We start from the raw sequence: 24,541 nt of genomic DNA, 5'->3' as shown, positions 1-24,541 counted from the left end.
CGCTCAGATGTCTTTGTTCAAACAGCTATTGATCGCTATTTGTCTGTTCCTGGTGGTCGCCTTCACCGGCAGCTTCATGGTCAGCCTCGAGAGCTCGCGCACCCAGTACGTCAACCAGTTGCGCTCCCATGCCCAGGACGCCGCGACGGCGTTGGCGCTGTCGTTGACGCCGAACATCGATGACCCGGCGATGGTCGAGCTGCTGGTCAGCTCGATCTTCGACAGCGGTTACTACGCGAGCATCCGCGTGGTCGATCTGTCGAACGACAAGACACTGGTCGAACGCAACGGCATCCCGGCGGTCACCAATGTGCCGGACTGGTTCATCAAACTGATCGGCCTGGAACCGGCGGGTGGCGATGCGATTGTCAGCCGTGGCTGGGAGCAGGCTGCGCGGGTCGAAGTGGTCAGCCATCCGATGTTCGCGCTGGCCAAGCTTTGGCAGAGCGCACTGGGCAGTCTCGGCTGGTTGCTGCTTTGCGGCGCGGTGAGTGCGGCGCTCGGTGCGTTGCTGTTGCGCCGGCAATTGAAACCGCTGGACTACATGGTCCAGCAATCTCACGCCATTGCCCGCCGCGAATTCCTCAGCCTGCCGGACCTGCCGCGCACACCTGAATTGCGCCGGGTGGTGCAGGCCATGAACCAGATGGTCGAGAAGCTCAAGGCGTTGTTCCAGGAGCAGGCCGAACGCAGTGAAAAACTGCGCGCCGAGTCCTATCAGGACAACCTGACCGGGTTGGCCAACCGGCGCTATTTCGAGATGCAATTGAACGCGCGGGTGAGCAATCCGGAGCAGGCGAGTTCGGGTTATTTGCTGCTGCTACGGGTCAAGGACCTCGCCGGGCTGAATCAGCGTCTGGGCGGTCAACACACCGATGATTTGTTGATAGCGGTCGGCGAGCAACTGTCCCGCGAGTGCGCCAAATACCCCGAAACGCTGAACCTTGTCACGCGGATCCGTGGTGGTGAATTTGCCGTGCTGGCGCCGGGATTGCTGCGCGCAGAAGCGCTGCAACTGGCGCAAAACCTCGACAGCGCCTTGGTCACCCTGCATGCGACCGGCGCCACCGACGTGGCCGCCGTGGCTTTCATCGGGCTGGCGCCGTTTGTGTATGGCGACGCCCCGCAAGCGGTGCTCGGGCTGGCGGATCAGGCACTGGCGCAGGCTGAAGGCCAGGGCGATTCCCGGTGGGTGTGCCTGGACCGCGCAACGTCGGCCCCTGTCGGCGATGATCATCATGCCTGGCACAGCTTGCTCGATCTGGCGCTGAGTCAGCAGCGCTTCGAGCTGTATTTCCAGCCGGTGGTGGCCAGCCAGGACACGACACTGGTGCTGCATTACAAAGTGCTTTCACGCCTGATCGACGAGCAGGGCCAGGCGATCCCCGCCGGCCGGTTCTTGCCGTGGCTTGAGCGTTTCGGCTGGGCCGCGCGCCTGGACCGCCTGATGCTGGAGCGGGTGCTCGAGCAGATGGCCGACCATGAAGCGTCGTTGGCGCTGAACCTGTCCTCGGCGACGCTGGCCAATCCGCAGGCGCTGAGTCAACTCTTCGATATTTTGCGGGCGCATTCCAGTTTGGGGTCGCGGCTGACACTGGAAATCGGCGAGGAACAACTGCCGGAGCAAGCTGAGCTGGAAGAGCTGACACGGCGACTACGTGAACTCGGCTTCTCGCTGAGCCTGCAACACTTTGGCGGGCGCTTCAGCATGATCGGCAACCTGGCACGGCTCGGGTTGGCGTATTTGAAGATCGACGGCGTTTACATCCGCGCGATTGATCAGGAGAGCGACAAGCGTTTGTTCATCGAGGCGATTCAGCGGGCGGCGCACAGCATCGACTTGCCGTTGATTGCCGAGCGGGTCGAGACGGACGGGGAGCTGGCGGTGATCCGCGAGATGGGGATTTACGGTGTGCAGGGGCAGTTGTTTGGTGAGCCGAAGCCCTGGGAGTGATCAGATCTGAAGATCGCCATCGCGAACAACCCGGTAAACATTGTAGGAGCCGGCTTGCCGGCGATGGCGTCAGCACAGACAACGACAAAGGTTGGATCAGATCAACCCCGAATCATCCTCATCCACCAGATTACTCAACCCACCCAACGCCTCCCGGGCCTGTGACCGGTCCATCAGTTTGGCCTGTGCGGCGGCCGGCAGGTCGGTGACGCGGATCACGCCCTTATCGGTCAGCACCTGAATCAGGTCGTCGAGTACCCGGATCATGTCCAGGTCACTTTGCCTCAATTGCTTGAGTTGTTTGATTTGCTGAAGTTGTTTGTGGCTGGTCGCCATGACTTCGCTGGCAAACCAGGCTTGAAGATCGGGATGGTCGGCCGGGAGTATTTCGGTAGACCCGGCATAGGCCTCGGTTTCCACGCGCATCAGTTGGCCGTCTGCATTGCGTTGCACGTAGAACATTGAGCATCCCTCATGAATGACCCGCATAGGTCTGTCAGCAGCATAGCCAACGGAGCGGTGCCTGGATGTCAGGCCGTGGCAAAACATGCTTATGAACTAAGTAACTAATTGATTTAAAAGATATATACGAAACAACTAAACGTCTGTTGGTTAATTGCCTGGGTAAATGGTCCGCTTATTGCTCCGTTGTTACTCGTGTTCGTGATGTTGTCAGCGACTGAATGAGCCTGCCATTCGGCGCCAAAATGAGCGGTCGTTCAGGCTTGAGTGGATAATCGCGCGCCGTCCGGTCGAGCCGTTTTTTCGGTGAATGCATGCATAGATAAGCAGCCAAAAAAACAGCGCCAAGTCAAAAAAATGGCGATTAAAAAATAATTTTGATCGCGATTAAGTATTACGCTAGTGTAGTTCAAAATATTGACGATATCATTTTAGTGGCTCACCTCGACGGACCGTCACGAGCTTCGTGTTCTATCTCAGTAAGCGCCTCGGGCAGTCTATGAATCGTACAGACGATATATCGAACCTGTTCAACAGGTTCGGGGCAAGTGCGGACAGCTATCTCGAATTCGATAGCCATTTTGACTACAAAGAAAAGCCGTTGGCGCTGGTGCCGACTACGCCTGTGTCCGTGGTGATTGACGCCCCTGAGGCCGCTGCCGAGGTGGTTGAAGCCGCACCGGTCGAGCGCGCGATCCCTGTCGAGGCTGAACTGCCGCCCGTCAAAATCCCCAAGGTTGCTGCGCCGCTTCGCCATTTACTGGCCGAGGTCGCGCTGGCGCGTCAGGCAGAAGCGCAGGCACGCAACGAAGAGGCGCTGCGCCAGGTGCTGCCTCATGGCCGTCCGAGCAAAACCAAGGCGCATGTCATCGCGTTGATATCGGGCAAGGGCGGTGTTGGCAAAAGCACCCTGGCCTCGGCGCTGGCCACCCTGTTGCGGGTTGAGCACGGTCAGACGCTGGCCATCGACCTCGATCCGCAAAATGCCTTGCAGCATCACCTGGGTGCCGAGCCGGATGTAGCGGGCATGGCCAACGCCAGCCTGCAGGGTGAAAACTGGAATTCACTGCTGTTGGCCGGGCCGGCAGGCTCATTGTTGCTGCCTTATGGTGCGGTCACTGAAGATGAGCGCCGGACGCTGGAACGCTATCTGGAAAACGATCGATTCTGGCTGGCCCGTCAGTTGGCGAACATGGCGCTGGGCGAAAACGACGTGGTGATTCTCGACACACCACCGGGTCGTACGGCTTACCTGGACCAGGCCTTGATGGTGGCTGATCAGGTGCTGGTGGTGGTGACCGCCGACGCCGCGTGCTTCCTGACGCTGGACCCGATGCAGCGCTTGCTCGACGAACGCAAGGCCCGGGGGCAGGCTCCGCTGTGCAATTACGTGATCAATCAGTTCGACGGCTCCCGAGCGTTTTGCCGGGATATGCAAGAGGTGCTCAAGCGCCGTCTCGGTAACGATCTGCTGGGGGCCGTGGCGCTGGATCACAGCATCGGTGAGGCGTTGGCGTACGGTCAAAACCCGTTGCTGGAACCGGGCTTTTCCCCGGCCTGCCGAGACATGCGAGTCCTGAGTGACACGCTCAAGGCGCAACTGAAATCGATGGATATCGCGGAGTCGTACGCTTCGTGATTACAGCCTCAGCTCCCGATACCGAAGCCCTGACGCGATCGCAGCGTTGGGCGCAGGCGCTGTCCGAACGCGTAGACAGTTTGCCCAAGGCATTGCGTCGAGCGTTGATCCTCGGCATCACGCTGATGTGCGCGCTGCTGGCTGTTTTTATCATCACGGTGCCGTTCGATCTGTATTCGCAGTGCCTCTTTGCGGCGGGTTGCTTCGCCACCGCGTTGGTGCTGCGCAAGATTCCGGGGCGCCTGACGGTGATGGTGCTGATCGGTTTGTCACTGACGGCGTCCCTGCGCTATCTGTACTGGCGGCTGACGTCCACCCTCGGTTTCGAAGGCTGGCTGGACATGCTGTTTGGCTACGGCCTGGTCATGGCCGAGCTGTACGCGATGATCGTGCTGGTGTTCGGTTACATCCAGACCGCCTGGCCGCTGCGCCGCAAACCGATATTGATGAGCGGCCCGCCCAGTGAATGGCCGACGGTCGATGTGTTCATCCCGTCGTACAACGAAACACTGGATATCGTCAAAGTCACGATCTTCGCCGCTCAGGCCATCGACTGGCCTCGCGACAAGCTGCGCGTGCACGTCCTCGATGACGGACGCCGCGAGGACTTCCGCGAGTTCTGCGGGCAGATCGGCGTCAACTACATCGTTCGTGACAACAACCGCCACGCCAAGGCAGGCAACCTCAATGAAGCGTTGAAGGTCACCAGTGGCGAGTTCGTGGCGATTTTCGACGCCGACCACGTGCCCACGCGCTCTTTCCTGCAGGTGAGTATCGGCTGGTTCCTCAAGGACCCGAAGCTGGCGATGCTGCAAACGCCGCACTTCTTTTTCTCCCCTGACCCGTTCGAAAAAAACCTCGACACCTTCCGTTCCGTGCCGAACGAAGGCGAGCTTTTCTACGGCCTCGTACAGGACGGCAACGACCTGTGGAACGCGACGTTCTTCTGCGGTTCCTGTGCCGTCATCCGCCGTGAACCGTTGCTGGAAGTCGGTGGCGTGGCCGTCGAGACCGTGACCGAAGACGCCCACACGGCGCTCAAACTCAACCGTGCCGGCTACAACACTGCGTACCTGGCCATTCCTCAGGCGGCGGGCCTGGCGACTGAAAGCCTGTCGCGCCACATCAGCCAGCGGATTCGCTGGGCACGGGGCATGGCGCAGATTTTTCGCACCGATAACCCGCTGTTCGGCAAAGGCCTCAGCCTGGGTCAGCGACTGTGCTACGTGAACGCGATGCTGCACTTTTTCTATGGTTTGCCGCGTCTGGCGTTCCTTACCGCGCCGCTGGCCTTTCTGATTTTCGACGCGCGGATCTACCACGCCTCGGCCTTGATGATCACCGCTTATGTGCTGCCGCACATCCTTCACGCCAGCCTGACCAACTCCAGCATTCAGGGGCGATTCCGCCATTCGTTCTGGAACGAGGTCTACGAGACGGTACTGGCCTGGTACATCATGGGCCCGGTGCTGATGGCGCTGGTCAATCCCAAGTTCGGCGGCTTCAACGTGACCGACAAGGGCGGGATCATCGACAAGAAGTACTTCGAATGGAAGCTGGCGCGCCCCTACATCATCCTGCTGAGTTTGAACGTCGTCGGCATGATCATCGGTGTGGTGAAGCTGATGGAGGGCGCGGACGATGCGGCGACCACGATCCTGATCAACCTGGCCTGGACCGTTTACAACATCATCATCACCAGCGCCTCGGTGGCGGTGGCCAGTGAAACCCGGCAGATGCGTTCCGAGCCGCGGGTCGCGGCGGCGCTGCCGATGCGCCTGACCCGGGCCGACGGCAGCGTTATCGAAGGCACCACTCTCGATTTCTCGCAAAAAGGCCTGGGCTTCCGTTTGCCTGACGGGGTGACGGTTCCCCAGGGCGAGCGGGTACAGATCTCCCTGTTTCGCAATCAACACCTGAGCGTGTTCCCGGCGGTGATTGTGTTCAGTCGCGGCACCGTTTTGGGCGCGCAGTTTGATCAGTTGACGCTGCGCCAGCAAAGCGAACTGGTGCGCCTGACCTTCTCGCGCGCCGACACCTGGGCGTCGACCTGGGGCAGCGGTCAGGTGGATACGCCGTTGGTGGCGTTGCGTGACGTCAGTGCCATTGGCCTGCGCGGTATCTACGAACTCTTCAAGGCCACGGCCCTGGAAGCGCGGGCCTGGCTGCGCAACCGTCGTCCACCCCCACCCCTCTTAGAAAACGTTCTGGACAAGTGATGAACTCGAAGTCTTTCGCTGTCGGTAACCTGCGCGGCGTTCGCCGCGCTCTGGCTCGTGCGACCTGCACCTTGCTGGCGTTGGGGAGTGGTGTCGCGGCGTTCGCCGAAACGGCGCCGGTGACCAGTGCCACGGCAGGTGCCGGCAACTACAGCCTGACGCTCAAGCAGCTGGGCCGGAATTATCCGATGACCCTGCGCGGCGTCGAGTCCGCCGACAGCGTCAACTTCGACGTGCGCGCCGATGCGATCGTGACCGGCGCACACCTGACGTTGCAATACACCTATTCCCCTGCGCTGCTGGCCGATCTTTCGCAGATCAACGTGATGGTCAACGATGAGGTGGCTGCCAGCTTGCCGTTGCCCAAGGAAAACGCCGGGGCGATGCAAAAAAAGGTGGTGGAGATTCCCGCTCACCTGATCACCGAGTTCAACCGTTTGAGCCTGCAGTTCGTCGGCCACTATTCGATGAGTTGCGAAGACCCGCAGCACTCCAGCCTGTGGGCCAGGATCAGCAACAACAGTCAGCTCGACATTCAAGTGTCGCCACTGACCTTGCCGGACGATCTGGCGATCCTGCCGCTGCCGTTTTTCGACCGTCGGGATGCGCGTCAGCTGAGCTTGCCGTTCGTGTTTGCCGCTGCGCCAGACAACAGCACCCTGGAAGCCGCCGGCGCACTGTCGTCGTGGTTCGGCGCCCAGGCCAGCTATCGCGGCGCGGTGTTTTCCTCGCGCTTCAACCAGCTGCCGGCCAGCGGCAATGCCGTGGTGCTACTCAGTGGTCCTGATGCGCTGCAACTCGGTGGTTTGACGCTGCCGGCGGCGACAGGGCCGACCCTGACGCTGATGAGCAACCCCAACGATGCGAACGGCAAATTGCTGGTGATCACCGGTCGCGACGGGGCCGAGCTCAAGCGCGCAGCGACGGCGTTGGTGCTGGGCAGTCAGGCGTTGTCGGGCAGCCGCGTGGTGATCGACCATCTCGACAATGTGCAGCCACGCAAACCGTACGATGCACCGAACTGGTTGCCCACCGATCGTCCGGTCAAGCTGGGTGAGTTGATTGCGGCCAAGCAATTGAATGTCGCCGGCTACAACCCCGGCGAGATCACCGTGCCGCTGAATTTCCCGCCGGACCTGTTCACCTGGCGCGACGAAGGCGCACCGCTGGACCTCAAATACCGCTACACCCCGCAAGAGAAATCCTCCAACTCGTCGTTCATTGTCAGCTTCAACGACGGGCTGATTCAGTCTCGCAACCTGCCGTCCCAGGACAAACTCGACAGCGGTGTGCTCAGCGCGCTGAAGACCAACGACAGTCTGGCCCGCGAAGTTCGTGTGCGCCTGCCGTTGAACTCGGTCGCCCTGCAATCGCGCCTGCAACTGCGCTACATGTTCGATTACATCAAGCAAGGCGAGTGCGGCGACATCATCATCGACAACATGCGCGGCAGCGTAGACCCGGAATCGACCCTGGACCTGCGCGGCTACGACCACTTCATGGCCATGCCGAACCTCGGCGTGTTCAAGGATGCAGGCTTCCCGTTCACCCGTTTGGCCGACCTGTCGCAAACCGCCGTGGTGCTGCCGGACAACGCCGGGGCTACTGACCTGGATGCCTACCTCACGGTGCTCGGACGGTTTGGCCAGTCCACCGGCTACCCGGCCACCGGCGTACAGGTGACGCAAGCGGCGCAGGTCGCTGCGGCTGCCGACAAGGATCTGCTGGTGTTGGCGTCCGGTGCCAACCAGCCGCTGCTGACTCAGTGGGCTGACCGTCTGCCGGCGGCCGGAAATGACGGCCAGCAACGTTTCGAACTGTCCGATTTGCCCATGCGCGTACGGGATTGGTTCAGCCCCGACCCGGATGCCAACCAGCGCAAGGCACGGCTGGCCATGGCGTTTTCCGGCGGGCAGCGCAGCACGTACCTGACCGGTTTCGAGTCGCCGCTGAAGAGCGGTCGCAGCGTCGTGGTGATTGCCAGCGACCGGCCGGAAGGCCTCACCGAAGCGACCAAAGCCTTGGTCGGTGGCGAAGAGTACACCCAGTCGATCCAGGGCAGCCTGGTGGTGGTTCGCGGCAAATCCATCGAGGCGCTGGTGGCGGACGAGCAGTACTACGTCGGCGAACTCGGGCCGTTCAAGTACGTGCAATGGATGTTGTCGCGGCATGTGGGCTGGATGTTTGCGCTGACCGGGCTGGCCATCGTGCTGCTCAGTGGTCTGGCGTACGTGTCGCTGCGTGCCCGCGCCAAACGACGTCTTGACGTGTGATGCTCGTGCCCGCCTTCGCCCATAAACGCCCGTGCCGTGCCGCCGTGATCGCGCTGTCGACGCTGCTGCTGGCATGGCTGCTGCCCGCCACCGCCCAGGCGCAACGTTGCGAGGCATCGACCTGGCCGTTGTGGCAGACGTTCGTCGAGCACTTTGTGCAACCCGACGGGCGTGTGCTGGACGCCAGCACGCCGCAACGTCACAGCTCGTCTGAAGGTCAGTCGTACGCCATGTTCTTCGCCCTGGTGGCGAATGATCGGGTCACCTTCGACAAGCTGTGGCGCTGGAGTCAGGACAACCTCGCCCAGGGCGACATCAAGAACAATCTGCCAGGTTGGTTCTGGGGCCTGGACGAGCAGGGCCAATGGCGCTTGCTGGACAGCAATTCGGCTTCTGACGCCGATCTCTGGTTCGCCTACGCGTTGCTCGAAGCCGGAAGACTTTGGCAGAGCGACGCCTACACCCAGGCGGCGCGCCAGATCCTGCACAACGTTGTCACCCAGGAGGTCGAGGACCTGCCGGGGCTTGGCAAAATGCTGATGCCGGGGAAATTCGGATTTATCAAACCTGACCTCGACAAACCCGAGCTGTGGCAGCTCAACCCCAGTTACCTGCCGATTCCGGTGCTGCGCCGATTCGCCGACATCGATCGCAACGGACCGTGGGCGGAAATCGCCACGAACACCGCGACCCTGATCAAGGCCGTCAGCTACAAAGGCTTCGTTGCCGATTGGGTCAGTTATCGCCGCACCGGGCCGGGCAAGGGCGAGTTCATCGTCGACCCGGTCAAGGGTGAATTGGGCAGTTACGATGCGATCCGCACGTACCTGTGGGCGGGCGTAATGCCCGTCAAGGACCCGCTGCGCAAACCGCTGCTCGGCAGCCTGGGCGGCATGCTCGCCGCCACGCTCGCCGACGGTGTGCCGCCGGAGAAAGTCCAGGTGCTCAGCGGTCAGCGCAGCGGTGCCGGCCCGTTCGGTTTTTCCGCCGCGCTGCTGCCGTATTTCAAAGCGCTGGGCAATGCGTCGCTGCAACAGCAACAGGCCTTGCGCGTGCAGCAACTGATGGCCCAGACCCTGACCCCCGAAGCGGTCCAGGCAAAGCAGCCACCCTATTACTTTTTTGTACTGAGCCTGTTTTCGCTGGGCTACATGGACAACCGCTACCACTTCCTCGATCACGGGAAGTTGCAACCGATGTGGGAGAAGCAATGCCAGCGCGCCGTCACGCCATAGCCTTCGGGGTTTTCGCCGCCCTGATCCACAGCAGCAGCTTTGCCGAGCTCAATGGTGCCGGCAAGGCGCTGCTGCAACAGGGGCAATACTGGCAGGCACAAGGTGACCAGGTCCGGGCCACCGAAGCCTGGAAAAAACTGCTGCTGATCGATCCGCAGCAAGCCGATGCGATTTACGGTCTGGGCTTGCTGGAGCTCAAGGCCAACCGTCCTGCGGGTGCCAATCGCTACCTGGATCAGCTCAAGCAATCCCATCCCGGCGAATCGCAAACGTTGTTGCTGGAACAGGCCATCGCCTTGCAGAGCGGCAACAATCTCGATCAGTTGGAGCAGGCGCGCCTGCTGGCAACGGCGGGCGAACTGGACAAGGCCATGCCGATTTATCGGCAGATTTTCGCGGGCAAGGCACCTCAAGGGGAGCTGGGCCTGGAGTTCTACAACTACCTCGGTTACTCGACCGGTGGCTGGGCCGAGTCGCGCCAGGGCCTGGAGCGTTTGCTGCAACAAAGCCCGGACAACGCCAAGGTCAAACTGGTGTTGGCCAAGCTGCTGCTGCGCAACGAGACGACCCGTACCGACGGCATTCGTCGCTTGGGTCAGCTGTCGACCCTGCCCGAACTGGGCGGTGAGGCTACCGAAAGTTGGCGCGAGGGGCTGGTGTGGCTGGGTTCGCCACGAGCGGCGGAGATCCCGTTGTTCGAGGAGTACCTCAAGGCCAATCCGGATGACGCCGAGATTCGCACGCAAATGAACAGCCGTGGCACGGCTGCCGTGGCTGCCCAGCAGAATCCGAACCTGGCACGCGGTTTCAAGGCGCTTCAGGACAACCAGTTGAATGTCGCCGAGCAAGCCTTTCTGGCGCGACTCAAAGAACAAGCGCAGGACGCCGACGCGTTGGGCGGCCTGGGGATCGTTCGTCAGCGTCAGGGCCGCTTGAGCGACGCCAATGAATTGCTCAAGCGTGCCGCAGGCCGTGGCGGCAACCCGCGCTGGCAAGCGGCGCTGGAGAGCAATCGCTACTGGGATCTGCTGGGCCAGGCTGACAAAGCCAAATCCGACCATGATCTGGTGCGGGCGCGCAGCCTGTTGCAACAGGCCATCGCCAGTAAGCCGCGACAAGTCGAAGGCTATGTCGCTTTGGGTGGTGTGCAAGCGGAGCAGAACCAGTTGGACAATGCCGAGGCGAGCTATCGTCAGGCACTGACCCTGGACAATGACAACCCTGCGGCCCTGCTGGGGCTGATCACCGTGCTGGCGCAAAACGGTCAGGCCAGCCAAGGGTTGCGAATGATCGAAGGGCTGAATCCGGCCCAGCAAAAACGCCTTGGCGATTTGCGGCCATTGCGTGCCGCCGTCGCGGTCGGCCAGGCGAAAAATGCCGAGCGCAGCGGCGACCTCAACGGCGCGATTGCCGCGCAACAGGAAGCCGTGCGCAACGACCCGCAAAATGTCTGGACGCGCTATGACCTGGCGCGTCTGTACGTGCAAGCGAAGGCCCCGGACAAAGCCCGGCAGACCATGGCGGAGCTTCTTAAGGCCGATCCGCAGCGCGTTGATGCGCTGTACGTCAGCGCGCTGCTGTCGAGCCAGTTGGGCGAATGGTCGAACGCGCAAAGCACGCTGGAGCGCATCCCGGTGAGCCAGCGCAGCACGGCGATGCAACAACTGGCCAACGAGGTTCAAGTGCAATCCCTGGCCAGCCAGGCCTCGACCCTGGCCAAACAAGGTGACCGCAGCCAAGCCATCACCTTGCTGCGTCGTGCCGAACTGGCGGCCAACGGCAAACCCGAATCATTGGGCATGCTGGCCTCGGCGTACGTCGATGCCGGTGATACCGAACACGCGTTGTCGATGCTGCGCAACGCCATGGCACAAAGCAGCACACCGTCGGCGTCGCTGCGCCTGGCGTACGCCGGCGTGCTGCTGAAGACCGGTGACGACGTGCAGGTCAATCAGATCCTGCACGAGTTGCAGAGCCAGCCATTGGCGGCGGCGGATCAGCGCAGTTACGACCAATTGTTGTACCTCTACACCGTGCGTCAGGCCGATCTGTTGCGGGAGAAGGGCGACCTCGTGGCGGCCTACGACACGCTCGCGCCGGCCCTGGCGCAGCGTCCGAATGACCCCTTGGCGGTTGGCGCGCTGGCGCGCATGTACCTGGCCAACAACAACGCCAAAAAAGCCATCGAGCTGTATCAACCGCTGCTCGACCAGGCACCGAATGATCCGCAGCTGCAGATCGGCATGGCCCAGGCCTTGAATCAGTCCGGCGATTATCGCGGCGCTGAAAAAGCCATGGACAAGGCGCTGGAACTGGCACCGAACGATGCGCCGATCCTCGCCACCGCCGCCAGTCTGTATCGCGCCCAAGGCAAGAACGCCAAGGCCGCGCAGCTGTATGCGCGCGCCCTGGCACTGCAAGCGCCGAGCAAGGAAGACGCCAATCCGTTTGCCGGGACCGTGGCTGCCAACCCGTTCGTGGGCAAGGCTGGCCAGCGCAGTCAATCGCGGCTGGCCGAGGCTACGCTGTCGCAAATTCCGGCGCCCGCGCAGGTGCAAGTTGCGCAGGCGGCGGATGAGGCCGAGCCGGCCCTATCGAATGCCCTGGCGAGCAATGGCAGCGCTGGCGCTTACGCTGTGCAACCCGCGCGGGCCCCGGCCAAGCCGACGGACCCGCAGGCAGAAGCCCGCCAGGCGATGCAAAGTGCGCTGGACCAGATTGATCAGGAACGCAGCCCGCGTGTCACTCAAGGCGTGACCATCCGCAGCAATGACAGCGAGTCGGGCCTGAGCAAAATCACCGACGTCGAAACGCCGCTGGAAATCAGTGTGCCGCTGGGTGATGACCGTCTGGCGCTGCGCGTTACGCCGGTGTCGCTGAACGCCGGTGGCATCAGTGATCCTGCCAAGTCGCGCTTCGGTGGTTTCAATGAGCAGCAGATGGCCGCGTTGCAAGCCCAGTTGGCGAACAACACGAACCCGGTCCAGACCGATTTTCTGCGTAATCAGATCAGCGGCCCGATCGGGCGCCAAAAGGACACGGGTGTCGGCCTGGCCGTGGCTTACGAGAACCCGTCGCTGGGGCTGAAAACCGATCTGGGCGCAAGCCCCATGGGTTTCCTCTACAGCACCGTGGTCGGTGGTATCAGCATTGATCGCTCGTTCACCGAAGGCAGCGATTTCCGCTACGGCCTGAGCCTGTCGCGGCGCCCGGTGACCGACAGCCTGGTGTCTTTCGCCGGTGCGCGAGATGCCCGTAGTGGCCTGGAATGGGGCGGCGTCACCGCCAATGGCGGGCGTTTGCAGCTCAGCTATGACAATGGCGATTACGGCGTCTATGGCTACGGTGGCCTGCACAAACTGGTGGGCAACCACGTCGAATCCAACAGCCGTGCCGAGGCCGGCACCGGTGTCTACTGGTACTTGCTCAATGACGACAGCCGTCAGCTGACCGCCGGCCTGAGCCTCACCGGCATCAGCTACGACAAGAACCAGGGCAACTTCACCTACGGCAACGGCGGTTACTTCAGCCCGCAAAACTTCTTTTCCATCGGCGTGCCGATTGGTTGGTCGCAACGCACCGATCGCTTGAGTTACTCGATCAAGGGCTCGGTCGGCGTGCAGCACATCGAGCAGGATGCGACGCCGTACTTCCCGAATGACAACGACATGCAGAGCGTGCTGAGTCAGGTTTCGCAGCAGTACGCCACGGCCGGGATCATTGTGCCGACCCAGTACTCGGGACAGAACAAGACAGGCGTCGGCTACAACCTGAATGCGGCCGCCGAGTACCGTTTTGGCGACAACGTCTTCCTGGGCGGCAGCTTCGGCCTGGACAACGCCCGGGACTACAAGCAATTCACCGGTGGTTTGTACCTGCGGTACATGTTTGAAGACTTCACCGGTCGCATGGCGATGCCGGTCAGCCCTTACCGTTCCCCTTATTCGAATTAAGCAGCAGGAGTTTGCACCGTGGCAGTATCGATTCTGGCAGGCATGACCATTTTGATGATTGGCGACAGCCACCTGGCAACGCCTGACTATCTGATTTCCTCCCTGCACGACAGCCTGGTTGCCCAGGGTGCGACCGTGCATACCTTGGGTATTTGCGGCGCCAACGCCGGTGACTGGCTCAAAGCCACGCCGGGCACCTGCGGTGGTGCCGAGCGCCGTGGCACGGAAAAAACCGTGGTGCTGGGCGGCAAAGCCGCGACCTTGCCGATCAGCCAGTTGCTGGCCACCGACAAACCGGACCTGGTGCTGATTGTCATGGGCGACACCATGGCCAGCTACACCAAACCGGCGTTCCCGAAAGCCTGGCTGTGGCAGCAGACCACTGCGCTGACCAAGGAAATCGCGGCCAACGGCACCCGTTGCGCGTGGGTCGGCCCGAACTGGGGCACCGAAGGCGGCAAGTACGGCAAGACGTTTGCCCGGGTCGAGATGACCTCCAAGTTCCTCGCCGCCAACGTGGCGCCGTGCAGCTACATCGACTCGCTGCAGTTCTCCAAGCCGGGCCAATGGGCCACGGTGGACGGTCAGCATTTGACCGCGCCGGGCTACAAAACCTGGAGTGCTGACATCAGCAAGGCTCTGCTGGAAGCCCCGGCCGTCAAGGAAGCCAAGAAATGATCAAGCTGTTCGCGGCGCTCGCGGCCGTCCCGGTGTTGTCGATCAGTACCCTGGCCCACGCCGAAGTGGCGTTGTACCCCACCGGCCCGGCCGAAGATTCGGCGTTCATCCGCTTCGTCAACACCGGCACCACGCCGCTGGACGTGATCGCTCAGGCCGGCCAACCGCCGCTGCGTCTTGAAGTGGCCGCACCGGTATCGTTGTTTTTCCCGGTGCAGGCCAGCAGTCCGATCAAGGGCAGCCTGGTCAGCGGTGCGCAAAAACTGGCCATGGATTTGAAAGTCGAGCCGGGTGAATTCGCAACCGTGCTGGTGTTGCCGGACGGCACTGGCATCAAGCAAGTGGCCGTGCGCGAGCAGCCGGATGACTTCAACGGCCTGAAAGCGTCGCTGGCGTTCTTCAACGTTGACGCTTCGTGCGCCGACGCCAGTCTGCGTCCTGCCGGGCGTACCGCCGACCTGTTCAAAGCGGTGCCGATCGACAGCTTGCAACGTCGCTCGATCAACCCGGTGAGCCTGTCGGTGCAACTGGTGTGCGCCAACGCCAACGTCGGCGGGCCGCTGGATCTGGGGGAACTCAAAGCGGGTGAGCGCTACAGCGTGCTGCTGGTGCCGTCGGCCGCAGGACCACGTCTGTTGAACGCCACGGACTCGTTGTCCCACTGATCGGATCTCTGCGCCGCCATGGTCTTCGCCTCATTAGAGTTCCTGACATTGTTTTTGCCAGCGTTTCTGCTGGTCTACGCATTGGGCCGACCGGCCTGGCGCAATGTCATCCTGTTGCTCGGCAGTTGGCTGTTCTACGGCTGGCTGAGCCCGTTGTTCCTGACGCTGCATATCGTGCTGACGATTGTGGCGTGGGTGGGCGGCCTGCTGGTGGCCCGCGCACCGGACGGCTCCCGTGGGCGAGTGCGGTTGTTGATCGCGTTGATCGTGTTCAACACAGCGGTGTTGTGCTGGTACAAATACGCCAACATCCTCGCCGGGACCTGGAGTGAACTGATCACGTATTACGGGGCGATGCCGCTGGAATGGCAGCGGGTGGCGCTGCCGGCGGGCCTGTCGTTCATCGTGCTGCAGGCGATTTCCTATCTGGTGGATGTGCATCGGCATACCGTGCCGGTGGAGCGCAGTTTCATCAATTACGCCACGTACATTTCCATGTTCGGCCACTCGATTGCCGGCCCGATCATTCGTTATGACTGGGTGCGCCGAGAGCTGACGCAACGGTATTTCAGCTGGCAGAATTTCTCCCTCGGTGCGCGTCGATTCATGATCGGCATGTGCATGAAGGTGCTGGTGGCCGATACGCTGTCGCCGCTGGTGGATGTCGCGTTCCACCTGGAAAACCCGTCCTTTGTCGATGCCTGGATTGGCTGCCTGGCCTACTCGCTGCAACTGTTTTTCGACTTCGCCGGCTACAGTGCCATGGCCATCGGCCTGGGCCTGATGCTGGGCTTTCACTTTCCGGAAAACTTCAACCGGCCGTACCTGGCCAGCAGCATCCAGGACTTCTGGCGGCGCTGGCATTTGTCGCTGTCGAGTTGGCTGCGCGATTACCTGTACATCGCCCTTGGCGGTAACCGCAACGGTGCGTGGAAGACTTATCGCAACCTGTTCCTGACCATGGCCATCGCCGGTTTGTGGCACGGCGGCGATAGCTGGAATTACCTGTTGTGGGGTTCGGCGCATGGGGTCGCATTGTGCGTTGACCGCCTCTGGTCCCGTTCCCGTTTGCCGAACATTCCACCGTTGCTCTCGCACAGCCTGACGCTGTTGTTCGTGTTCCTCGCCTGGACGCTGTTCCGCGCGCCGGATTTCCATTCGGCGCTGACAATGTATGCCGGGCAGTTTGGCCTGCATGGCTTTGCGTTGGGTGATGCGCTGGCGGTGACCCTGCGCCCGGTGCATGGGCTGGCAGCGCTGCTCGGCGTGGTGTGCATCCTCGCGCCGCTCCTGCAAAGCCGTGTCGAGCAGCGGTTCGCCCGTCACGCTTTGTTCGTTCCGGTCACGGCTCTGTGGCCGGTGGCGGGGTTCCTGCTTTCGTTTGCGTTGATCGCAAGCCGTGAAGCCGTACCCTTTCTGTACTTTCAGTTCTGATGACCGCGCCCATGACTTCTTCGTCTCCCGCACCGGCTCAACCCTGCGAACGTACCGCCTGCATCAGCAAGCTGTCGGGCGTCGTGTTCGTGGCTTTTCTGGCGCTGGGTTTCGCCTCTTGCGCCTGGCTGCTGGTGAGCGGCAAAGTCGAGTTCGTGCCGCCAAAACTCACGCGTCAGGCCGCACTGGAAGGCGACATCACCCACAAGATTGCCAAGCAGTTGTCGCAGGCGTCGGTGCCTGAGCAGGCGGCGAATCTGGAGCGCGGCGCAAGCTGGCTGGCGCTGCACGACACCGGCCCGCGTGTGCGCTCGGGGTGTGCCGGCTGGTTGTTCCTGACCGATGAGATGCGCATCAACCGTCACGCCGGCGCCAATGCCGATACCAAGGCCGGCGTGGTGCGTGAACTTCAGCAACGCCTCGCCAAACACGGCGTCACGTTGCTGGTGGCGGTGGTGCCGGACAAGAGCCGTATCGCCCAGACGCAACTGTGCGACCTGCGTCGCCCGGCGATGTTGCAGGACCGCGCTGCGACGTGGGTCGAGGGGCTGAACAAGGTCGGTGTCGCTGCTGTGGACCTGGCGCCGAGCCTGCAACCGTTGGGCGCTGACGCGTACCTGCGCACGGACACCCACTGGAGCGAAACAGGCGCCGCCGCCGCGGCCAAAGCCGTGGCCGCGCAGGTGCAGCGCATGGGCATCAGCGCCACGCCGCACAAAGATTTCGAGGCGCAGGTGCAAGAACCGGCACGCCGTCCGGGCGACCTGGTCAGGCTTGCCGGTCTGGAATGGCTGCCGGTGACCCTGCAACCGGCCCCGGAAACCGTGGCGGCCACCCGGATCAGCGAGAAAGCGGCCGCAGCGCAAAGTGGCGGCGATAACCTCGATGACCTGTTTGGCGATGACAACCTGCCGAACGTGGCGCTGATCGGAACCTCGTTCTCGCGCAACTCCAACTTCGCGGGATTCCTGCAGCAGGCGCTGGGTGCATCGATCGGCAATTTCGCCAAGGACGGGGGCGAGTTTTCCGGTGGCGCCAACGGCTACTTCAACAACCCGGCGTTCAAACAGACGCCGCCCAAGCTGATCATCTGGGAAATCCCCGAGCGGGATTTGCAGACGCCCTACAGTGAAGTGATCGACTGGACGAAGTGAGGTGGGGCTGATGGCCTCTTCGCGAGCAAGCCCGCTCCCACAGTTAACCGAGTAGTCCTGACAGACACGGTCAAGGTGGGAGCGGGCTTGCTCGCGAAGGCTGCCTGACAGACAACACAATTCAAAAGCCATATCGTTATTCGCTAACGGTATTTAAATTTCAATTCTTATATCTATAAAGTCACTCCCCTGCGTACCTGCCGACCAATCGGCGCGCCGCACGAAACGAACCAACACGGGACCTCCGTGAGTTTCTGATCGACGCGCGCGCCTTTGAGCGTGCCGTGCGTGGGAGTGATTTATGTCTGTCGTCTCTGCAACTCAAAGCATCGCACCGCAAACCTTCGAGATTCGCCCGTTCAGCGGTGCCGTCGGAGCCGAAATCATCGGCCTGGACCTGTCCCGCCCGATCAATGATCAGGACTTCGCCCGCATCCATCGCGCGCACCTGGATCATCACGTCGTGGTGTTCCGCGACCAACGCATTACCCCCGAACAGCACATCGACTTCAGCCGCCGTTTTGGCGTGTTGCAGATCCACGTGCTCAAGCAGTTCTTGCTGACCGGGCACCCGGAAATCCTCATCGTTTCCAACATCATCGAAAACGGCCAATCCATCGGCCTCGGTGACGCCGGCAAGTTCTGGCACTCCGACCTGTCCTATAAAGAATTGCCGAGCCTGGGCTCGATGCTGCACGCCCAGGAATTGCCGTCCGAGGGCGGCGACACCTTGTTCGCCGACATGCACAAAGCCTGGGACAACCTGCCTGAAGCGTTGCGCAAAGCGGTCGAAGGTCGCTCGGCGGCGCACTCGTACACGGCGCGCTACAGCGAGACCAAATTCGAAGGCAACTGGCGTCCGACCCTGACGCCGGAGCAACTGGCCCAGGTTGCCGAAGTCGTCCACCCCATCGTGCGCACGCACCCGGAAAACGGTCGCAAGGCGTTGTTCGTCAGCGAGGGTTTCACCACCCGCATCGTTGGTTTGCCGGAGGACGAGAGCAAGCAACTGCTCGACGAGCTCTACGCCCACAGCGTGCTGCCGCACAACATTTACCGCCATCAGTGGCAGCCCCATGACCTGGTGTTCTGGGACAACCGTTCGCTGATCCACCTCGCCGCCGGATGCCCCAGCCATCTGCGCCGCAAGTTGTATCGCACCACCATTCAGGGCGACGCGCCTTTCTGATTTGTCGGAGATTGAATCATGTCCAAACGTCTTCCCTTTGCACCGCTGGCTGCGGCCATCGGCCTGGGTTTCAGCCTGATCGCCAGCAGCCTGGTGGCGCCGACTGTGGCTCACGCCGAAGGTGAAATCCGCATCGCCGAACAGTTCGGCATCGTTTACCTGTTGCTCAACGTGGTGCGCGATCAGAACCTGATCGAAAAGTACGGCAAGCAGGAAGGCATCGACATCAAGGTCGACTGGACTCAACTGTCCGGCGGCGCGGCGGTCAACGATGCGTTGCTTTCCGGTTCGATTGATATCGCCGGTGCCGGCGTCGGTCCGCTGCTGACCATCTGGGACCGCACCCACGGCAAGCAGAACGTCAAAGCCGTGGCTTCTCTCGGCAACTTCCCGTACTACCTGGTGAGCAACAATCCGAAGGTCAAAACCATCGCCGACTTCACCGAGAGGGACCGCATCGCGGTGCCGGCCGTGGGCGTATCGGTGCAGTCGCGCTTCCTGCAATACGCGGCCGCCAAGCAATGGGGCGACAAGGAATTCAATCGCCTCGACAAGTACACCATCGCCGTTCCGCACCCAGACGCCACGGCGGCGCTGATTGCCGGCGGCACCGAGTTGACCGGGCATTTCTCCAACCCGCCATTCCAGGATCAGGCGCTGGCCAACCCCAACGTCCATGTGGTGTTGAACACCTATGACCTGCTCGGCCCGAACTCACCGACGGTGCTGTTCGCCACCGAGAAATTCCGCAACGAGAACCCGAAAACCTACAAGGCCTTCGTCGAGGCGCTGACCGAAGCGGCGCAATTTGCCCAGAACGATAAAGGCGCTGCCGCCGATACCTACATCCGCGTGACCAAGGCGAAAATCGATCGCGCCGCGTTGCTGAAAATCATCGATAACCCGCAGTTCGAATTCAGCGTCACGCCGAAAAATACCTACCCACTGGCCGAGTTCCTCTACCGCGTCGGCGCGATCAAAAACAAACCGGATTCATGGAAGGATTACTTCTTCCAGGACACCAAACCGCTGCAAGGGAGCTGACCGACATGAACGCCCCTTTGCAAGGCCACACGGTCAGCAAACCGAACGTCGCAGCCCAGGCGCTGCTGTCGGTCGACAACGTCAGCCTCGAATACCGCACGCCTCAGCGTGTGGTTCGAGCGACCCACCAAGTCAGTTTTGAAATCGACCCGGCGGACCGCTTTGTGCTGCTCGGTCCTTCCGGTTGCGGCAAATCCACATTGCTCAAGGCGGTTGCCGGGTTCATCCAGCCCGTTGAAGGCGAAATTCGCCTGCAAGGGCAAACCGTCCATGCACCGGGGCCCGACCGGATCGTGGTGTTCCAGGAATTCGATCAGCTGCCGCCATGGAAAACCGTCAAACAGAACGTGATGTTTCCGCTGCTGGCGTCGAAAACCCTCAAGCGCCAAGAAGCCGAAGAACGGGCGCTGCACTATCTGGACAAGGTCGGGCTGGCGGCGTTTGCCGATGCTTATCCGCACACCTTGTCTGGCGGCATGAAGGCTCGCGTTGCCATCGCGCGGGCATTGGCGATGCAGCCGAAAATCCTCCTGATGGACGAACCCTTCGCCGCCCTCGACGCCCTCACGCGTCGCAAGATGCAGGAAGAATTGTTGCTGCTGTGGGAAGAGGTGCGTTTCACGTTGCTGTTCGTCACGCACTCCATCGAAGAAGCGCTGGTGGTGGGCAATCGCATCCTGCTGCTGTCGCCGCATCCCGGTCGGGTACGGGCGGAAGTCCACAGCCATCAGTACGATTTGCACAGTCTTGGCGGCGTGGCGTTTCAGGAGTCGGCGCGGCGGATTCATCGGTTGTTGTTCGATGAAGGCCAGTCACCGGAAACCGAGCGTGAGCTGGATTTTTCCGACATTCGCATCGCTTACTGAGCCATTGAGAGGAGTGCCCGATGAGCCAGTTATCATCTGCGCGTGAAGAGTTCGAAACCGTTTTGCAGCCGCTGACCAGCGTACCGCTGGAGCGTGAGTTGCCCCTGGGTCAACGCCTGTGGCAACAGGGCTGGATTCGCAAAAGCCTGATCCTGATTTTGCTCGCTGTGCTGTGGGAGGTGGTTGCTCGCATTCAGAACAACGACCTGCTGCTGCCGAGTTTTCTGCAAACCGCCAGTGCGTTGTATGGCGGGCTGCTCAGCGGCGAGTTGCTAGGCAAGGTGTGGATTTCGCTGGTGGTGTTGCTCAAGGGCTACTTGATCGGCATCGTCCTGGCGTTTGCCCTGACCACCTTGGCGGTGTCCACACAGTTCGGTCGCGATCTGCTGAGTACGCTGACCTCGATGTTCAACCCGTTGCCGGCCATTGCACTGCTGCCGCTGGCGCTGCTGTGGTTTGGGTTGGGGCAGAACAGCCTGATTTTCGTGCTGGTGCATTCGGTGCTCTGGGCGTTGGCGTTGAACACCTATGCGGGTTTCCTGGGTGTCTCGGAAACCTTGCGCATGGCCGGGCGAAATTACGGTTTGAAGGGCATGCGTTTCGTGTTGTTCATCCTGATTCCGGCGGCGCTGCCGTCGATTCTCGCCGGGCTGAAAATCGGTTGGGCGTTTGCTTGGCGCACGCTGATCGCCGCTGAGTTGGTGTTTGGCGCGACCAGTGGCAAGGGCGGTTTGGGTTGGTACATTTTTCAGAATCGTAATGAGCTGTACACCGATAAGGTGTTTGCCGGGTTGGCGGTGGTGATTCTGATCGGGTTGCTGGTGGAGAACCTGGTGTTTGATTCGCTGGAGCGGGTGACGGTGAAGCGGTGGGGGATGCAGCGCTAGATTTTTGTTGCCTGATCGGGCCCCATCGCGAGCAGGCTCGCTCCCACAGGGGATCTCCAGTGGGAGTAGATTTTGTGTACTACGGAAACCCCATGTAGGAGCGAGCCTGCTCGCGATGGGGCCAGACCTGCCAAAACAAAAAATGGAAGATGTTTGCTAGCATTGCGTCCAGGTCAATCCAGCCCTATCAAGAGTGCTCAGCATGCAACTCCCGGACATGAATCTTCTGGTCGCCCTCGACGCCTTGCTCGACGAAGGCAGTGTGGTGGGCGCCGCGCGCCGCATGAACCTCAGCCCGGCAGCCATGAGCCGCACGCTCACACGAATCCGCGAAGCCATCGGCGATCCGATTCTGGTGCGCGCCGGCCGCGGCCTGGTGCCGACGCCCAAGGCTTTGGCGTTGCGCGAACAGGTGCGGGAGGTGGTCGAACAGGCCGCGTTGCTGTTCCGTTCCGCCGATGACGTGGAGCTGGGCAGTTTGCGCCGACGCTTCAGCATTCGCGCCAACGATTTCTTTGTCGGTGTCTACGGCGGCAAGCTGTTCGACACCATGGAGCGTCAGGCGCCGCACTGCGAATTGCGCTTCGTTCCGGAGGGCGATGGGGATGACGAAGCGTTGCGTGAAGGGCGCATCGATCTGAGCGTCAGCAACAATCGGCCGCTCATGCCGGAAGTGAAGGTCCAGAACCTGTTCTCCACCCATTTTGTCGGCCTGGTGCGCGAAGACCATCCGCTGTTCGACGAAGAAATCACCGCTGAGCGTTTTGCCGGGTTTTCTCACATCAGCATGTCCCGGCGCGGGATTGCTCGCGGCCCGATCGATACCGCGCTCAATGCCTTGGGCCTGGAACGGCGAGTGGCGGTGATTGCGCCGAGTTTCCATGCGGCGATGTTTGCCTTGCCTGATTCCGATCTGATTCTGCCGGTGCCCAAGGAAGCGCTGCTGAGCGTGCGGCGGCTGGGCTTGAAATTGCGCTCGTTCACCCTGCCGATCCCGTTGCCGACCCTCATGCTGACCCAGGCCTGGCACCCGCGTTTTGACAAAGACCCGGCGCATCGCTGGATGCGTGAAACCCTCAAGGCGTGTTGCGATGCGACATGGCTGGCCGCGCAACCCACGTCAGACTGAACACGGGCCCTGTAGGAGCCGGCTTGCTGGCGATAGCGATTTTTCATTCAACATTTTCATCGACTGATACACCGCTATCGCCAGCAAGCCGGCTCCTACAGGGGTTTTGTATTGCTGCGTGGGGCGCACTTATAACCTGCCAATAAGTTGATTTTCGTCAGGTCCCGCGCTTCTTAAAATGCTCCGACATTCACATCCCGGAGCTTGCAGTAATGACTTCCCTCACGGCCCCGGCAGCTCTCGCCGTGGCCAGCCCAACGGTCGCCGTGACGCCACCGGTCTTCGGTCCGCGAATCATCATTGGTCTGGTGGGTGTTTTGCTGGCGGTGCTGGTGTCGGGCCTCAACGAGATGGTGACCAAGGTCGCCCTCGCCGATATTCGCGGCGCATTGGCCATCGGCTATGACGAAGGTACCTGGCTGGTCGCCAGTTACACCGCGACCTCGGTGGCCGCGATGGCGTTCGCGCCGTGGTGCTCGGTGACGTTCTCGTTGCGGCGCTTCACCCTCTGCGCGATCAGCGTGTTCACGTTGTTGGGCGTGCTGTGTCCGTTCGCCCCGAACTACGAAAGCCTGCTGCTCATGCGCACCTTGCAAGGCCTGGCGGGTGGTGCCTTGCCGCCGATGTTGATGACCGTCGCCCTGCGTTTTTTACCGGCCAACGTGAAGCTCTACGGTCTTGCCGGGTATGCCCTCACGGCCACCTTCGGTCCGGGGCTCGGCACGCCACTGGCCGGGTTGTGGACCGAGCATGTCGGCTGGCAGTGGACGTTCTGGCAAATCATCGCGCCGTGCCTGCTCGCCATGGCGGCGGTGGCCTACGGCTTGCCCCAGGATCCGCTGCGCCTTGAGCGTTTCAAGCAGTTCAACTGGCGCGGATTGCTGCTGGGTTTTCCGGCGATCTGCATGCTGGTGATCGGCATCCTGCAGGGCAATCGGCTGGACTGGTTCGAATCGACCCTGATCTGCGGATTGCTCGGCGGCGGGCTGGTGTTGCTGGTGCTGTTCCTGATCAACGAATGGTCGCAGCCGACGCCTTTTTTCAAGATGCAGATGCTCGGCATCCGCAACCTGTCGTTCGCCTTGCTGACCCTGGCCGGTGTGCTGGTGATTTTGCTGGCGGTGATCATCATTCCGTCCAGTTACCTCGCGCAGGTCCAGGGTTATCGCCCGGTGCAGACTGCACCGGTCATGTTGCTGGCGGCGCTGCCACAGTTGCTCGCACTGCCGTTGGTGGCGGCGCTGTGCAACCTGCGCCGGGTGGATTGCCGCTGGGTGTTGGGGATCGGCCTGAGCATGCTGGCGCTGTCGTGCGTCGGTGGCTCGCAACTGACATCGGCGTGGATTCGCGACGATTTCTATGTGCTGCAACTGCTGCAAATCTTCGGTCAGCCGATGGCGGTGTTGCCGCTGTTGATGCTCTCGACCGGCAGCATCAGCCCGATGGAAGGGCCGTTCGCTTCGGCCTGGTTCAACACCGTCAAAGGCCTGTCGGCGGTGATCGCGACTGGCGTAATCGACGCGCTGACCACATCGCGGCTGCATTTTCATTCGACCATGCTGGTGGACCGTCTCGGCAACTCGCCGCTGGCCGACAGCGACAGCGCGGGCCTTGCCCACCGGCTGCATGAGCAAGCCGTGGTGCTGACCGCCTCGGACCTTTATCTGTGTATGAGCGGTGTCGCCTTGGCGCTGATCCTGTTGATTTTCTGGCTGCCGACGCGGATCTATCCGCCGCGTGCGCCGACATGAATGCTTCAC

The 24,541-nt window shown here is 61.6% G+C and carries 17 protein-coding genes; 16 read left to right on the top strand and 1 reads right to left on the bottom strand.

Annotated elements, in window-relative coordinates; genetic code table 11:
* Nucleotides 1–7: 7 nt before the first annotated feature.
* Complete coding sequence (gene lapD / locus KGA97_RS14695; protein ID WP_223481003.1) at nucleotides 8–1,954, top strand: cyclic di-GMP receptor LapD; 1,947 nt, start codon at nucleotides 8–10, stop codon at nucleotides 1,952–1,954.
* A gap of 96 nt (nucleotides 1,955–2,050) precedes the next feature.
* Here lapD and KGA97_RS14690 read toward each other — a convergent pair whose 3' ends face one another.
* Nucleotides 2,051–2,416, bottom strand: a complete 366-nt coding sequence (locus tag KGA97_RS14690; RefSeq protein WP_192226609.1) for a tryptophan synthase subunit beta — start codon at nucleotides 2,414–2,416, stop codon at nucleotides 2,051–2,053.
* A gap of 499 nt (nucleotides 2,417–2,915) precedes the next feature.
* Between KGA97_RS14690 and bcsQ the strand changes: the two genes are divergently transcribed.
* From bcsQ to KGA97_RS14615, 15 genes are all read left to right on the top strand, one after another.
* Entirely contained in the window at nucleotides 2,916–4,055 is a 1,140-nt protein-coding gene (bcsQ, locus tag KGA97_RS14685; protein WP_223481002.1) for a cellulose biosynthesis protein BcsQ, read from the top strand.
* The gene (bcsA, locus tag KGA97_RS14680) at nucleotides 4,052–6,274 is read left to right on the top strand and encodes a UDP-forming cellulose synthase catalytic subunit (protein WP_411738668.1); all 2,223 of its coding nucleotides are present in this window, start codon (nucleotides 4,052–4,054) and stop codon (nucleotides 6,272–6,274) included. The genes bcsQ and bcsA overlap by 4 nt, the downstream gene beginning before the upstream one ends.
* Complete coding sequence (gene bcsB, locus KGA97_RS14675; protein WP_223481001.1) at nucleotides 6,274–8,547, top strand: cellulose biosynthesis cyclic di-GMP-binding regulatory protein BcsB; 2,274 nt, start codon at nucleotides 6,274–6,276, stop codon at nucleotides 8,545–8,547. The genes bcsA and bcsB overlap by 1 nt, the downstream gene beginning before the upstream one ends.
* Entirely contained in the window at nucleotides 8,547–9,782 is a 1,236-nt protein-coding gene (gene bcsZ, locus KGA97_RS14670) for a cellulose synthase complex periplasmic endoglucanase BcsZ (RefSeq protein ID WP_223481000.1), read from the top strand. The genes bcsB and bcsZ overlap by 1 nt, the downstream gene beginning before the upstream one ends.
* Nucleotides 9,758–13,735 carry a cellulose biosynthesis protein BcsC gene (locus tag KGA97_RS14665; RefSeq protein WP_223480999.1) on the top strand — a complete coding sequence of 1,326 codons (3,978 nt, stop codon included), beginning with the start codon at nucleotides 9,758–9,760 and terminating at the stop codon, nucleotides 13,733–13,735. Before bcsZ ends, KGA97_RS14665 begins: the two co-directional genes overlap by 25 nt.
* A gap of 54 nt (nucleotides 13,736–13,789) precedes the next feature.
* Entirely contained in the window at nucleotides 13,790–14,413 is a 624-nt protein-coding gene (locus KGA97_RS14660; RefSeq protein WP_207285608.1) for an SGNH/GDSL hydrolase family protein, read from the top strand.
* Entirely contained in the window at nucleotides 14,410–15,078 is a 669-nt protein-coding gene (locus KGA97_RS14655) for an alginate O-acetyltransferase AlgF (RefSeq protein ID WP_223480998.1), read from the top strand. The genes KGA97_RS14660 and KGA97_RS14655 overlap by 4 nt, the downstream gene beginning before the upstream one ends.
* 18 nt (nucleotides 15,079–15,096) lie before the next feature.
* Nucleotides 15,097–16,512, top strand: a complete 1,416-nt coding sequence (locus tag KGA97_RS14650) for an MBOAT family O-acyltransferase (protein WP_223451063.1) — start codon at nucleotides 15,097–15,099, stop codon at nucleotides 16,510–16,512.
* A gap of 11 nt (nucleotides 16,513–16,523) precedes the next feature.
* Entirely contained in the window at nucleotides 16,524–17,666 is a 1,143-nt protein-coding gene (locus tag KGA97_RS14645) for an alginate O-acetyltransferase AlgX-related protein (protein ID WP_223480997.1), read from the top strand.
* Between the two features lie 301 nt (nucleotides 17,667–17,967).
* Entirely contained in the window at nucleotides 17,968–18,855 is an 888-nt protein-coding gene (locus KGA97_RS14640) for a TauD/TfdA dioxygenase family protein (protein ID WP_223480996.1), read from the top strand.
* Between the two features lie 18 nt (nucleotides 18,856–18,873).
* Nucleotides 18,874–19,899: an ABC transporter substrate-binding protein gene (locus tag KGA97_RS14635; protein ID WP_223480995.1), complete on the top strand. Its 1,026-nt coding sequence runs from the start codon at nucleotides 18,874–18,876 to the stop codon at nucleotides 19,897–19,899.
* Between the two features lie 5 nt (nucleotides 19,900–19,904).
* The gene (locus KGA97_RS14630) at nucleotides 19,905–20,765 is read left to right on the top strand and encodes an ABC transporter ATP-binding protein (RefSeq protein ID WP_008024500.1); all 861 of its coding nucleotides are present in this window, start codon (nucleotides 19,905–19,907) and stop codon (nucleotides 20,763–20,765) included.
* A gap of 20 nt (nucleotides 20,766–20,785) precedes the next feature.
* Nucleotides 20,786–21,652, top strand: coding sequence for an ABC transporter permease (locus KGA97_RS14625; protein ID WP_084323356.1), 867 nt, complete (start codon nucleotides 20,786–20,788; stop codon nucleotides 21,650–21,652).
* A 202-nt stretch (nucleotides 21,653–21,854) separates the two neighbouring features.
* Nucleotides 21,855–22,781 carry a LysR family transcriptional regulator gene (locus KGA97_RS14620; RefSeq protein WP_192226630.1) on the top strand — a complete coding sequence of 309 codons (927 nt, stop codon included), beginning with the start codon at nucleotides 21,855–21,857 and terminating at the stop codon, nucleotides 22,779–22,781.
* Between the two features lie 212 nt (nucleotides 22,782–22,993).
* Complete coding sequence (locus KGA97_RS14615; RefSeq protein WP_223480994.1) at nucleotides 22,994–24,532, top strand: MFS transporter; 1,539 nt, start codon at nucleotides 22,994–22,996, stop codon at nucleotides 24,530–24,532.
* Nucleotides 24,533–24,541 lie beyond the last annotated feature (9 nt).

The sequence above is a fragment of the Pseudomonas sp. BF-B-15 genome (assembly GCF_019946675.1).
Lineage (GTDB): Bacteria > Pseudomonadota > Gammaproteobacteria > Pseudomonadales > Pseudomonadaceae > Aquipseudomonas > Aquipseudomonas migulae.
The sequence above is the reverse complement of the archived record's forward strand: the minus strand, read 5'-3'. Positions and strand labels throughout refer to the sequence as shown.